Source organism: Geodermatophilus telluris (genome assembly GCF_900102745.1).
GTDB classification, from domain to species: domain Bacteria; phylum Actinomycetota; class Actinomycetes; order Mycobacteriales; family Geodermatophilaceae; genus Geodermatophilus; species Geodermatophilus telluris.
The window spans coordinates 452,681-465,820 of sequence record NZ_FMZF01000003.1; the positions used below are offsets into that span (position 1 = coordinate 452,681).

General features: G+C 74.4%; 11 protein-coding genes. 6 read left to right on the forward strand and 5 right to left on the reverse strand.

Going from position 1 to position 13,140, the window contains the following annotated elements; translation table 11 throughout:
- The 4 genes from BLQ97_RS12540 to BLQ97_RS12555 all read right to left on the reverse strand — a co-directional run.
- On the reverse strand, nucleotides 1–182 hold a 182-nt coding region (locus tag BLQ97_RS12540), incomplete at its 3' end, for an enoyl-CoA hydratase-related protein (protein ID WP_245692118.1).
- A gap of 11 nt (nucleotides 183–193) precedes the next feature.
- On the reverse strand, nucleotides 194–1,492 hold the full coding sequence (locus BLQ97_RS12545; protein WP_091366187.1) for a sensor domain-containing diguanylate cyclase: 1,299 nt from the start codon (nucleotides 1,490–1,492) through the stop codon (nucleotides 194–196).
- Nucleotides 1,493–1,560: 68 nt separating this feature from the next.
- Complete coding sequence (fmdA, locus tag BLQ97_RS12550; RefSeq protein WP_091366188.1) at nucleotides 1,561–2,814, reverse strand: formamidase; 1,254 nt, start codon at nucleotides 2,812–2,814, stop codon at nucleotides 1,561–1,563.
- A 15-nt stretch (nucleotides 2,815–2,829) separates the two neighbouring features.
- Complete coding sequence (locus BLQ97_RS12555; RefSeq protein ID WP_091366189.1) at nucleotides 2,830–3,108, reverse strand: zinc ribbon domain-containing protein; 279 nt, start codon at nucleotides 3,106–3,108, stop codon at nucleotides 2,830–2,832.
- Between the two features lie 196 nt (nucleotides 3,109–3,304).
- Here BLQ97_RS12555 and BLQ97_RS12560 point away from each other — a divergent pair, with 196 nt between their 5' ends.
- The 6 genes from BLQ97_RS12560 to BLQ97_RS12585 all read left to right on the forward strand — a co-directional run bounded on the left by BLQ97_RS12560 (nucleotide 3,305) and on the right by BLQ97_RS12585 (nucleotide 9,577).
- A complete protein-coding gene (locus BLQ97_RS12560) occupies nucleotides 3,305–3,742 on the forward strand; it encodes a VOC family protein (protein ID WP_091366190.1) in 438 nt (145 codons plus the stop codon).
- A gap of 24 nt (nucleotides 3,743–3,766) precedes the next feature.
- Nucleotides 3,767–4,720 carry a hypothetical protein gene (locus BLQ97_RS12565; RefSeq protein ID WP_175471714.1) on the forward strand — a complete coding sequence of 318 codons (954 nt, stop codon included), beginning with the start codon at nucleotides 3,767–3,769 and terminating at the stop codon, nucleotides 4,718–4,720.
- Between the two features lie 75 nt (nucleotides 4,721–4,795).
- Nucleotides 4,796–6,340 carry an acyl-CoA synthetase gene (locus BLQ97_RS12570; protein ID WP_091366192.1) on the forward strand — a complete coding sequence of 515 codons (1,545 nt, stop codon included), beginning with the start codon at nucleotides 4,796–4,798 and terminating at the stop codon, nucleotides 6,338–6,340.
- Between the two features lie 95 nt (nucleotides 6,341–6,435).
- Nucleotides 6,436–6,897, forward strand: a complete 462-nt coding sequence (locus BLQ97_RS12575; RefSeq protein WP_091366193.1) for an ester cyclase — start codon at nucleotides 6,436–6,438, stop codon at nucleotides 6,895–6,897.
- Nucleotides 6,898–7,064: 167 nt separating this feature from the next.
- Nucleotides 7,065–8,159: a hypothetical protein gene (locus BLQ97_RS12580; protein WP_091366194.1), complete on the forward strand. Its 1,095-nt coding sequence runs from the start codon at nucleotides 7,065–7,067 to the stop codon at nucleotides 8,157–8,159.
- 125 nt (nucleotides 8,160–8,284) lie between these two features.
- Nucleotides 8,285–9,577 (forward strand): Fic family protein, encoded by a 1,293-nt coding sequence (locus tag BLQ97_RS12585; protein WP_091366195.1) that lies wholly within the window; start codon nucleotides 8,285–8,287, stop codon nucleotides 9,575–9,577.
- 288 nt (nucleotides 9,578–9,865) lie between these two features.
- Here BLQ97_RS12585 and BLQ97_RS12590 read toward each other — a convergent pair whose 3' ends face one another.
- On the reverse strand, nucleotides 9,866–13,120 hold the full coding sequence (locus BLQ97_RS12590) for a DEAD/DEAH box helicase (RefSeq protein ID WP_091366196.1): 3,255 nt from the start codon (nucleotides 13,118–13,120) through the stop codon (nucleotides 9,866–9,868).
- Nucleotides 13,121–13,140: the final 20 nt, after the last annotated feature.

Genomic DNA, 13,140 nt, shown 5'->3' on the forward strand with positions numbered 1-13,140 from the left:
GCGATCAGGCGGGCGTCGCTCGCGACGATGCGCAGGTCGGTGGCCAGCAGCATGTTCATGCCCGCGCCCACGGCCGACCCGCGCACCGCCGCGATCGTGGGCACCCTCACTTGGCCCAGCCGGTAGAAGGAGTCGTAGATGCGGCCCATGCCCTCGTAGGCGTCGGGCGCGACCGGGTCCATGCCGGCGCTGGTCAGCGTCGCGGCGTTGTTGCCCGTGCAACGGCACGGCGCTCCGCCGGCAGGTCCTCGGCCTCGACCACGTGCAGGACGCCGCGGCCGCGCTCCTTCGCGCCGTACATCGCCCGGTCCGCCAGGGAGAGGACCTCGTCCAGCGTCGTCCCGGCAGCGGCCATCGCCAGCCCGATCGACGCCGACACCCGCACGGTCCGCCGTCCTACCTCCACCTCGTCCACCAGCACCGCGGCCAGCCCGTGCCCGATCGCCTCCGCCGCGGTGGCGGACACCCCCGGCAGCACCGCCACGAACTCGTCCCCGCCCAGCCGGCCGACCACTGCCCCCGGCAGCTCCTTCTCCACGTACCGGCGCATCCGCTCGGCCAGCCGCACCAGCAGCTGGTCCCCCACCGCGTGCCCGCCGCGGTCGTTGACCTCCTTGAACCGGTCGACGTCCACGAACAGCACCGCTCCCCCGGCGGCCAGCGCCGCGCGGCCGGTGTCGAGCAGGTGGCTGCGGTTGGCCAGCCCGGTCAGCGGGTCCTGCCGGGCCGAGCGCAGCAGCGCCTGCTTCCAGCCGTCGGCCTTGGTGGCCACGGCGGTCAGCCGGTCCACCGTCTCCTGCAGCCGCCGCGACTGCGCGGCGTCTGCCTCGGAGTCCAGCTCGGCCGTGGCGGAGGCCAGCAGGTCGAGCGTGTCCTCCAGCGGCCGCCCGGCCGCCACCGCCTCGAGCGTGCGCCCCTGCGCCGCCAGCAGCCCGGCGTCCCACCGGTGCCAGGCCACCTGCCGCCGCAGCGACAGCACGCTGCGCACCAGCCGGACCTGGATCTCCAGCACCGCCTGCTCCGCCGGCGTGAACTCCCGCGGCTCGTCGTCGAACACGCCCAGCGAGCCGAGCACGAAGCCGTCCTCGTCGATCAGCGGCACCCCGAGGTAGGACCGGATCGCCCCGGCCACCACCGCCGGGTTGTCGCGGAACACCGGGTGCTCGGCCGCGTCGGCCACCTCCAGCGGCGCCCGCAGCGCCACCACGTACGCGCAGAACGACAGCTCGTCAGGAACGTGCGAGTACGGCGCGCCCGCGCCCTTCTCGGCCGGGTAGCACTGCTCGTCCGGGCCGACCAGGTTGATCATCGCGATCGGCGCGTCCACCGTCCCGGCCATGTAGGCGACGACGGCGTCGAGGTCCTCGATCCCGGCGTGCCCCGGCACCTGGTAGCTGGCGATCGCGGCCAGCCGTGCCTCCTCGGCGACCGCCAGCCGCGGGTTCGGTAGCTCGGTCACGGGCAGGCGGGGCGTCGGGATCAGGGCGCTCACGCGCGGCCACGCTAGCTGCCCAGCGTCACCAGCGGAACACGTTCCGGCACGGCACTGCCCAGGACCACTCAGGCGGACGACCTCGGTGCGCCCATGCCCGGGTCTATGCGCACCGGCCCCGACGCCGACGGCTCGACGTCGAAGTCGAAGATCCCGGTCGGGATGTAGACGGTCGCGCACGAGTTCGGGATGTCGACGACGCCCGACAGCCGGCCCTCGATCGGCGCCGAGCCCAGCAGGAGATAGGCCTGCTCGGGGCTGTAGCCGAACTTCGTCAGGTAGTCGATCGCGTGCAGGCAGGCCCGCTGGTAGGACAGGTCGGAGTCCAGGTAGTGCTGCTCGTCGTCCAGCGTCACCGAGGTGCCCGAGAAGGCCAGCCACCGGTCGTAGCGGGGCTCGACGTTGCCGGGCAGGAAGATCGCGTTCTCCGCCACCCCGTACGTCTCCATCCCGCCCTTGAGCAGGTCGACGTGCAGGTCGATGAAGCCGCCCATCTCGATCGCGCCGCAGAAGGTGATCTCGCCGTCGCCCTGGGAGAAGTGCAGGTCGCCCACCGACAGCTTCGCCCCCGGCACGAACACCGGGTAGAAGACGCGGCTGCCGCGGGTGAAGTTCTTGATGTCCTGGTTGCCGCCGTTCTCCCGCGGCGGCGCGGTCCGGGCGGCCTCCGCGGCGACCCGGTCGAACTCCGCGCCGGACAGCGACCCCAGGATCGCGTCGTCCGGCAGCGGCGGCAGGGCCAGCGGCGGGTTGCGGTCGGGGTCGGTGGCGATCAGCGCGCCCTCCCGCCGGTTCCAGCGCGCCAGCAGGTCCGCCGACGGCGCGGTGCCCATCAGCCCGGGGTGGGTGATCCCGGTGTAGGACACCCCGGGCACGTGCCGCGACGTCGCCGTCTGCCCGCGGAAGTCCCAGATCGCCTTGTACGCGTCGGGGAACTGGTCGGTGAGGAACCCGCCGCCGTTGGTCCTCGAGAAGATGCCGGTGTAGCCCCAGCCCTGGCCGGCCAGCGGGCCGGAGTCCTCCTGCGGGATCGGGCCCAGGTCGAGGATGTCGACCAGCAGCAGGTCGCCGGGCTCGGCTCCCTCCACCGCGATCGGCCCCGACAGCGCGTGCACCCGGGACAGCGGCGCGTCCCGGACGTCGTCGGCCGAGTCGTCGTTGTGGATGGCGCCGTCGAACCACTCGCGGCAGTGCACCCGGAAGACGTCGCCCGGGCGCACGGTCACCGCCGGCGGGATGTCGGGGTGCCAGCGGTTGTGGCCGACCAGCTCCTGGTCGGTGAACGACCTGCTGGAGTCGAGCGGGAAGACGACCTCGGGCACGGCGGACCTCCAGGATCAGGGACGGGGCAGGCGGGCGTGGACCGGGTTGTGCACCCGTGGAGCGGCCGGCCGGGACGGCGCCGCGGAGACCACGGCGGGCTGGTCGGCGGTGCGCTCGGTGCGGTCGATCAGCGCCCGGTTGCGGGCCGAGCCCAGCGACAGGCGCGGCGCGGTGAAGACCCGGGGCGCGGGGGTCGCGCAGTCGGGGCAGGGTTCGGCGTCGGCCGCGGTGCCGATCGGCCGGGCGACCTCCAGCACGCCGTGCTCGGCGCACCGGTACTGGTAGACGGCCACGCGGTCCCCCCTCCGCTCCGACCCGGAGCCTCGGGGGTCGCAGGACGGCAGGCCAACCCCCCGACGGCCCGCGACCTGCGCGTGCTCACCCGGTGACACGAGCAGCTCACCCCGCGGCGTCGGGGCCGTCCGCCTCTGTCGCCGCGGGCGTCGCCGGCACCACGCTCCGGACCCCACCGGTTCTCAGGAGGACGACGTGACCGTCTCCGCAACCCGGCCGGCCATCGCGGGCTTCCACCACTTCTCGATCACGGCCACGGACCTCGACGCGAGCGTCGCCTGGTACCGGCGAGTGCTCGGGCTCGAGCCGCTCCCGATGACGTTCCCCCACTACGGCGCGGAGGAGTCCGGGCACGCCGTCGTCCTCCTCGAACCGGCCCAGGGGTGGGCCATCGGAATCCACCGCCACGCCGCCAACCCCGGCACGCCGGCCAGCGAGACGGTGACCGGCCTCGACCACTTCGCGCTGGCGGTCTCCTCCCGCGAGGACCTCGACGCCTGGGCCGCCTGGCTCGACGAGCAGGGCGTGCCGCACGCCGGCGTCACCGACACCACCGACCCGATGCCGTACTCGGTCCTGGTGTTCCGCGACCCGGACAACATCCAGCTAGAGCTGGTGCACCTGCCGGGCTGAGCCACGGGCGTGTCGCGCGCCGCCGTGACCGCACTGGCCGTCCTGCTCGCGGCCGGCTGCACCGGCGGGGACGCGCGGGAGCGCCTGCAGGTGCAACGCACCGTCGACCTCGACGCGGCTGTCGGCACCGACGTCACCGTCCTCGACCTCGCCCCCGGGAGCCCGCCCGTGGCCCTCGTCCGAGGCGGCGACGGCGGCAGCTGGCTGGTCACCCCGACCACCGGTGTGGTCCAGGAGGTCCCCGCCGCCGAGCCGGGCAGCGAGCTGGTGATCGCCGACGACGGCATGCCGCTCGTCGTCGGCACCGTGCTCACCCGCCCCGACGGCACCGTCCTCCCCCTGCCGGGGACCGGACCCCCGAGCGCCGCCGTCCTCGACGGCGACACCCTCTACCTCGCCCACGACGAGCAACTGACCGCCGTCGACGCGCGCACCGGCGAGGCCGGGACCACCGCCACCGCGCCCGGCCGGGTCACCCACCTGGCGCGTACACCCGACGGCCTCGCCGCCCTCGTCCACCGGGACGGCGTCGAGCTCCTCCGCCTCACCCCCGACCTGCGACACGTCGGCGACCCGGTCGCGGTCGTCCCGGAGGAGGTCGGCACACCCACCGACCTGCAGGTCACCGCCGACGGCACCGTCGTCGTCACCGCCTACACGAACGAGGCGCAGGACGCCGGCCGGCTGGTCACCGTCGTCGACGGCGTGGTGCGCACGCAGGTCGACCTCGAGGGCACCGACGACACCGCCCTCGACGTCGCCGTCGACGGCGACCTCGCGTACCTCGTGCTGTCCGCCTCCTACCACCCGGCCGAGCTGACGGCGGTCGACCTGGCCACCGGCGAGGTCACCACCGTCGCCGGGCTGTGCGGCGGCGCCGGCGCCTTCGGGGCGATCGCCGCGGACGGCGGCACGGTCACCGTCGTCGGCTCCTGCCTCGGCGCCCACCCCGCCACCACCGCCTTCGTCATCGGCTGACCGGGCCGTCCGCCCCTGGCCCGCCGCACCCCGCCGGCGCGACGCTGCGGACCCGCACCGGAGGGAGAGGTCCCCGTGTACGTCACCCAGGGTCTGCACCGCCACGTCCAGCAACGCCCGCACGATCCCGCCACCGTCTGCGCCGGCCGCACCCGCACCCACGCCGAGTCGGTCGACCGCATCGCCCGCCTCGCGGCCGCCCTGCAGGAACTCGGCATCCGCGACGGCGAGCGCGCGGCGATCCTGTCGCTGAACTCCGACCGCTTCCACGAGTTCCTCGCCGCGACGCTGTGGGCCGGCGGCGTCGTCGTCCCGGTCAACATCCGGTGGAGCGTCCCCGAGATCGCCGACTCCCTCGCCGAGGTCGACGCCCGGGTGCTCGTGGTGGACGACGTCTTCACGGCGTGCGTCGACGGCATCCGCGCGGCGCACGGAGGGCTGCGGTCCGTCGTCCACGCGGGGGACGGGCCTCCCCCCGACGGCCTGCTGTCCTTCGAGGAGCTGGTGGCGGCGCACGAGCCGGTCGAGGACGCCCGCCGCGGCGGCGCCGACCTGGCCGGCGTCTTCTACACCGGCGGCACCACCGGCCGGTCCAAGGGCGTCAAGCTCAGCCACGACAACCTGCTGACGTCGTCCATGGGCGGGCTGGCCACCGTCCCCTTCCCCCGCGACTGCGTCCTGCTGCACGCCGCGCCGATGTTCCACCTCGCCGCCTTCTCCACCTGGGTCAGCGGCGGCGTGGTCGGCGGCACGCAGGTGATGATCCCGGTGTTCGACCCGGTCGCCGTGCTCACCGCCGTCCAGGAGCACGGCGTCACCGACCTGCTGCTGGTGCCCACGATGGTCCAGCTGGTGGTCGACCACCCGCGGGTCGACGAGTTCGACCTGACCAGCGTCCGGCGGGTGCTCTACGGCGCCTCCCCGATGTCCGACGCCCTGCTCGGCCGGACGATGAAGGCGCTGCCCAACGCCCGGTTCATGCAGGCCTACGGCATGACCGAACTCGCCCCGGCGGCCACGGTGCTCACGCCCGAAGACCACGAGGACCCGCGGCACCGGCGCTCCGTCGGCCGCGCCGCCCCGCACGCCGAGGTGCGCGTGGTCGGCCCGGACGACGCCGAGCTGCCGCGCGGGGAGGTCGGCGAGGTCGTCGTCCGCGGCGGCAACGTGATGCTCGGCTACTGGGACCGGCCAGCGGAGACCGCCGAGGCGCTGCGCGGCGGGTGGATGCACACCGGCGACGCCGGCTGGATGGACGAGGACGGCTACCTGTACCTCACCGACCGCCTCAAGGACATGATCATCTCCGGCGGGGAGAACGTGTACTCGGTCGAGGTGGAGAACGTCCTCGCCCAGCACCCGGCGGTGGCCACCTGCGCGGTCATCGGCGTCCCGGACGAGACGTGGGGCGAGCGCGTGCACGCCGTCGTCGTCCCGGCGGCCGGCGCCACCGTGACCCTGGAGGACCTGCGGGCCTTCTGCGCCGACCGGCTCGCCTCGTACAAGACGCCGCGGTCGGTGGACGTCGTCGACGCGCTGCCCGTCTCCGCCGCCGGGAAGGTGCTCAAGCGGACGCTGCGCGAGCCGTACTGGGCCGGGCAGGAGCGCGCCGTCCACTGACGCCCCGCTCAGGTGGCGGAAGTCTCTGGTCCGGCACGTCGGCCCGGGGAGCATCGGGGACGTCATCGAGGACACGCGCGGAAGGAGCTGCTGCCATGACCCAGACCACGGGTTCGACGGTCTCGAAGGACCGGGCGCGCGAGGCGATGATCCGCTTCATGGCGGCCTGGGAGCAGGGGGACGTGTCCGCCGTCGACGAGGTGTTCGCCGAGGACCTCGTCTACCACGGGCCCCCGTTCCCGGACATGGGCCGCGACGGGTTGCGGGACTTCGTCGCCGCCTTCCGATCAGGCTTCTCCGGCATCCACGTCCAGGTGCACGAACACGTCGTCGACGGGACCACCTCCGTGCACCGCTGGACGGCCGAGGCCGACCTCTCCGGGACGACGCCGCTGCTCCCGGGGGTGGAACCGACCGGGAACCACGCGTCCGCGGACGGCGCGCACGTCCTGCACTGGACCGGGGACAGGGTGTCCGAGGCCTGGCACATCGGTGACTGGCTCGGCTGGCTGACCAAGGCCGGCGTGCTCCCGCCCGCTCCGGGCATGGGCGGCTGAGCCGGGTTCCGGGCGGAACGGCGGTGCGGCGGCCTCGGGGACGGCCGGCCGAGGTCCCACCGCACCATCGCCGCCCTGACCCCTCCACGGCCACCCCGGGCGGGTTGTCCACAGGTCCTCTCGGATCGGACGGGTCGTGTCGGCGGACGCTCCTAGCGTCCGCCGACATGACCACGACCGGACGACGTCACTCCCTCCCGATCGACCCGCAGGTCGCCGCCGACTGGCAGGCCATGGTGGCGAACGCCCTGCGCGCCGGCGCGGACTCCCCCACGCCCGGTCCGCTGCTCGCCACCGCGGCGATGCTCCTGGGCATCCCCGCGGGCGCGATGGAACCCGCCGTGACCGCCACCGTGGTTCGCGGGATCGCCGCCTGGGACCGGCCAGAGTGCTCCGCCGGCGCCGTGGCGACGGCCGCGCTCACCGGCGACGAGGGCCTGCGACGGGAGATGCGTCGCGCCGCCGCCGACCGCGGGCACGCCCTCCCCCGGTGGCTCGCTGAGCTGCACCGTGCCGAGCCCGTGAGCCGCGCCGTCGAGCTGAGCGGGCCGTTCCGCGACGTAGACGAGTTGGTCGTCGGCGCGACCGTTCCCGGTGGTCACGCGCTGACCGCCGTCGTCCGGGTCGACAACGAGCTCGGCTCCCGGGCCGTCGGAGGCGTCGCCTACGAGGAGCGTCTCGACGACGTCGTGGCGCGGATCGCCGGAGGCACCCCGGACCTGTCCGTGCGGGACATCGCGCCCGCCGACGCGCGTGCCCGGCTCACCGGTGCACTGCGCGGACCGGACCTCGATGCCCTGCTCGGCAGGGAGGCTCCCTGGCCTCGGCTGCGGCCGCTGGTCCGCTGGCTGGTCGCGCGGCTGCCCTCCGGTGGCGACGCGACCGTGCCGGGAGCGGTCGAGGACGTCGACCTCGACGACGTCGCCGCGGCCTTCCTCGCCAGTCCCTGGGGACGTCCGTGGACCAGTGGGCACCTGGCGCCGCTCCTCGAGGCGGTCCTGGGCGACGGCCTGGCCAACGGGCTCGGCGACCCGCTGTCGTGGGCGCCGCACCACGTCGCCCGGCTGCTCGATCCCCAGAGCTCCGCGCTCCTCGACGTCGATGCCGGGCGTGCGCCGGAGCTGCTCCGCGACCTGGTCCGGTACGGCCACGCCGAGCGCGGTCTGCGGCCCGGGCTCACGGACGAGACCCTGGCCGCGATCGACCGGTGCTCCGCCCCGTTCCTCTCGGCCGTCCGCTCGTGGCAGGACGAGGGCCGGTGAGCCGCTGGCCCGTTCCACGTCGCGCGGGCGGCCGAGCGCCACGCGATCCTTGAACGAACACACCGACCATCAAAGGATCGTGTCGGAAACTTTGACGGGCGCCTCCCGCGTGCAAGGTTGAGGACGTGGCTGAGTGGCTCGACGCGGTCTGGGACCACTCGGACCTCGAGATGGTCCCCCGCTCCGACCGACGTGCCGGTCCCTACCGGCAGTACCGCCCCGACCTCGTCACCTCGCGACCGCTCAGCATGTCCGCCGAGGTCAATCGCCGGGCAACCGTCGCCGAACGGGCCGTCCGCGACCTGGCGAGCGGACCAGGGGCGCGGGCACTCGAGGGGCTGTCGCGGTTCCTCCTGCGCTCGGAAGCCATCGCCAGCTCGCTGATCGAGGGCATCGCGCCCTCACCGCAGCAGGTCGCGCTCGCCGAACTCGCTCAGGACGAGGACGTCCGCGGCTTCGGCGACCAGGCGCGCCTGGTGGCCAACAACATCACGATCCTCCGCAGGGCGGGCGAGGACCTCGCGGCCGGCGATGCCGTCACGGTCGCCGACGTCGAACAGCTGCACGCCGCGCTGTTGCCGGACGAGAAGCACCACGGACTCCGGCGGGTCCAGAACTGGATCGGCGGCTCGAGCTGGCATCCGCTGTCCGCCGACTTCGTCCCGCCCCCGCCCGACCTGGTCCCGGGGCTGATGGGTGACCTCGTCGAGTACCTGAACGGCTCCGTGCACGCGCCTCTGGTCCAAGCGGGCATCGTCCACGCGCAGTTCGAGACGATCCATCCCTTCACCGACGGCAACGGCCGGGTGGGACGAGCGCTCATCCACACCGTGCTCACCCGGCGCGGCCTGACGCCGTCAGCCATCCTCCCGGTCAGTCTGGTCCTCGCCACGCTGCGCGGGCGCTACGTGGACGGCCTGACCGCCTATCGCTACTCCTCGGCGCCCGACAGCGCGGAGGCCGCGTCCGCCGTCGCCGCCTGGCTCGACCTCTTCCTCGAGGCGACGACCGTCGCCGCCGAGCAGGCAGCCACCTTCGCCGAGCAGGTCACGCAGATGCAGGACGAGTGGGAGACGAGGCTCGCCGAGCACCGAGCGGCCCGAGGGCGCCGCGAGACACCGCGAGCGGACTCGGCGACGTCGCGCATCCTCCGCACGCTGCCCGAGATCCCGATCCTCACCACCCGCACCGCTCAGCGACGCCTCGGGGTCTCCTTCCCCGCTGCGCGCGCTGCCCTGGAGGAACTGGCCGACGCGGGCATCCTCGGGCGCCGCTCGGTCGAACGCGGGACCACCGGCTACACCGCCACGGACGTCTTCTCGCTCGTCACGGTGACCGAGCGACGCCTGGCCAGCACGCGCTGGGACACGCGGGTGTCCGAGCCGAACCGACCCGTGGCGGCGCCGCCGCCCGGCTGACCTCCCGCTCCGCAGGACCGCACGGACCTCGGTGACCGGCCTCCACCCGTCGTAGGTCCCCGGCAGGGTCGTCGTCGTGCGGACGACGCGGCCCCGGGCTCCCACAAACCCGGGTCCGCACCCGGGCGCGTCCAGCGCTGTCATCGCCGAGCGCATGCGGCGGGTGGCCAGGCGGGACAACGTCCGTCGCCGGGAGGGCGAGCCTCCGACCTCGCTCCTCCGACGCCGAGGTCGCGCCTCGCGGGGGCGCCCACGGGCAGGCCACGAGTCCGTCGGCGGTCGCCCGGCTCAGGTGAACAGGCCGCGGATGTCCTCGGCGGTGAGCGGGCCGGTCAGCGCGTCGTCCGCGTCGTCCATCACGCGGGCGAACAGATCGCGCTTGCGCTCCTGCAGCGCCAGCACCTTCTGCTCGATCGTGTCGGCGGCGACGAGCCGGTAGACCATCACCGTCTTGTCCTGACCGATGCGGTGCGCGCGGTCGACCGCCTGCGCCTCCGCGGCCGGGTTCCACCACGGGTCGAGCACGTACACGTAGTCGGCCTCGGTCAGGTTCAACCCGAACCCACCGGCCTTGAGGCTGATCAGGAAGACCGGCGCTCCGCCGTCGCGGAACGAGGAGATGACCGCATCCCGGTCCCGTGTCGACCCGTCCAGGTACGCGTACGGCAGGCCGGTGGCGTCCAGCCGGCTGCGCACCGCGCCCAGGAAGCCGGTGAACGAGCTGAACACCAGCGCACGGTGACCCTCGGCGACCACTTCCTGCAGGTGCTCGAGGAGCGCGTCGGCCTTGCTCGACCCGATCCCGGCGTACCCGTCGTCGACCAGCGCGGGATCCAGCGCCAACTGCCGGAGCAGCGTCAGCGAGCGGAAGACGGTGAACCGGTGGGCCTGCAGGTCGTCGACCAGCCCGAGGACCTTGCGACGCTCCCACTGCAGGTGCGTGTCGTACACCTTCCGGTGCTTCGGGGTGAGCACCACCTCCAGGACCTGCTCCTGCTTGGCCGGGAGCTCGGCGGCCACCTGCTCCTTGGTGCGCCGCCGCATCAGCGGCCGGATCCGCCGCCGCAGCGCGTCCAGCCGCTCGGGGTCCCGACCCCGCTCGACGGGGTGGCGGTAGTGCTCGGTGAACCGCTGCGGGCTCGGGAACAGCCCCGGCGCCACGATCGACAGCATCGACCAGAGGTCCATCAGGCTGTTCTCCAGCGGCGTGCCGGTGATCGCGAGCTTGAACCGGGCCGGCAGCCGCCGTGCGGCGGCGTACGTCTTCGCCTGGTGGTTCTTCACGAACTGCGCCTCGTCCAGCACCAGCCCGCTCCACGGCAGCGCCCGGTACTCCTCCTCCCCCAGCCGCAGCAGCGTGTACGAGGTGATCACCAGGTCGGCGCCCTCCGCGACGGCGGCCAGTGACGTCCCGCGTCGTCGGCCGGTCCCCTCGACCGTCCGCACCCGCAGGCCGGGCGCGAACCGCTCCGCCTCCCGCGCCCAGTTCGACACCACGCTGGTCGGCGCCACCACGAGCACCGGGGCGGTCAGCTCGCCGGCCTCGGCCGCCCGGCACACCAGGGCCAGCGTCTGCAGCGTCTTCCCCAACCCCATGTCGTCGGCGAGCACCCCGCCCAGTCCGACCTCCCACAGCGCCGCCAGCCACTGGTAGCCCTCCAGCTGGTACGGGCGCAGCTGCACCGCCAGCCCGGCGGGCGCGGCGGGCCGCGGCAGGGTGTCCACCTCGAGCAGCGTCTGCACCTCGCGCGCCCAGCGCTCGCTCTGCTCCTCGACCACGCCCAGCTCGACGAGCTCCTCCCACAGCCCGGCCTGGTAACGGCTGATCCGCAGCCCCGGCCGGTCGGTCTCCTGCAGCGCTCGCGCCTCGTCGATCAGCGTCCGCAGCCGGTCGAACTCCGGACGGCGGACGTCGAACCACGTGCCGCTGGGGAGCAGCAGGTGCTCCTCACCCGCCGCGAGTGCCGCGAACAGGTGCACGAACGGGATGTCCTCGCCGTCCACGGAGACCGTGACACCGAGGTCGAACCAGTCGCCGTCGTCGCGGTCCACCGCCGACACCGCGACCACCGGCGCGGACCGCGCCTGCCGGAAGTCCGGTGCCGCACCGCTCTCCTCGACCAGGACCCCGGCGTCGGCCAGCCGCGGGAGGAACTCGGTGACGAGGACGACGGTGTCCATGCCGGAGAGCTCCGCGGTGGCGATCGGCCGCGGCGGTGCGACGTGCCACAACCGCAGCAGTCTCTCCGGTGGGGCGGGCAGGGCGGCGAGCAACCGGCCCTCGGCGGCGGTGTCGCGGCCGGCGTCCGGGGTGACGCCGGTGCCGGGCGCCAGGGGCACCCGTCTGACCGTGTCCCCCGCCCGGTACAGCACCGACCAGGCGAGCCGCGCGCGGTGCCCGGCCTCGTGGGCGACGGACAGGCACAGTTGCGGCGGCGCGATCTCCGGCAGCTCGACCGACCCGTCGGAGGAGCGCACGGGAAGGCCCCGGCTCAGCGCCGGGTAGAAGGCTTCGAGAAAACGGGCGCGGTCGGCTGCCGGCACCCGGACCGACCCCCGGGCCACCAGCCGCTCGACGCTGCGCGGCACCCGCTGCAGGGGGACCAGCACCAGCCCCTCGTCCGCCACCGGTCCCGCGGGCACGCCGTCCGCGGCGGGCGGGACCGCGACGCCGTGCGGGGGGCTGCCGATCGGCAGCACCGACTCGACGGGGACCCGGACGCCGTCGCCCAGCTCGACCACCGCCTGCATCCGCAGCCCGCCACCGTCCTCGGCGCGGACGTCGACGACCAGCTCCCCCGGCTCGGCGACGCGCACGGGGCCGCCGCGCGTGGTCAGCAGGGCGACGCCGTCGTCCACCGCCTGCCGCAGGCCCGGCCACAGCCCGGGACCGAACTGCTCCAGCAGCACCGGTGGCTCCGAGCCGCCGTACCAGTAGTTCTGCACGCCGCTGCCCGCGTGCGACGCCTGGTACAGCGCCTGCAGCGCCGCGGAGTGCGCCTCGTTCCGCCGACCGGTGAAGTCGTAGGGCAAGGTGCGCCACGACACACCGCTGCGCACCCAGCGGCCCCGCGCCCCGGGCACGACCGGGCGCAGCCGCACCGACCGCCTCGTCTGCGGGTACCGCGCCGCCTCGACGTCGAACTGCAGCGCGATCGGGGTGGCCGCACCGGACGGCCCGGAGGTCCCGACCAGGTCGGCCAGCGCGTCCTCCCACTGCGGCGCGCGGGGCGCCACCGGCGCGGCCGGGGAACTCCCGCGGGCCGCCGTCAGCAGCGCGGCGACGTGCTTGCAGTCGACCTGCACGGGGCAGCTGCACTCGCCCCACCACCGCGCGTGGTCGCCGTCGTAGGACGCGACCGTCCGGTACACCCGCCGCTGGCTGCCCGTCACGAAGGCCGTCAGCTCCGCGGTCACGGGCACGTACTCGATCCCGTGGACCCGGCCCTCGAGCGCGTACGCCCGGCCGCGACCGAACGCGTCGCCCTCGACCGACCGCCGGATGGCGGCGTCGGTGAGGACCGACCTCAGCTCGGGGAACACGGCCGCGAGAGTAGGAGCGT

What these genes read in the sequence shown, in the direction of transcription:
- BLQ97_RS12575 (WP_091366193.1), top strand. Translation starts at nt 6,436, where the DNA reads ATGACCCAGACCACGGGTTCGACGGTCTCGAAGGACCGGGCGCGCGAG.
- BLQ97_RS12580 (WP_091366194.1), top strand. Translation starts at nt 7,065, where the DNA reads ATGACCACGACCGGACGACGTCACTCCCTCCCGATCGACCCGCAGGTC.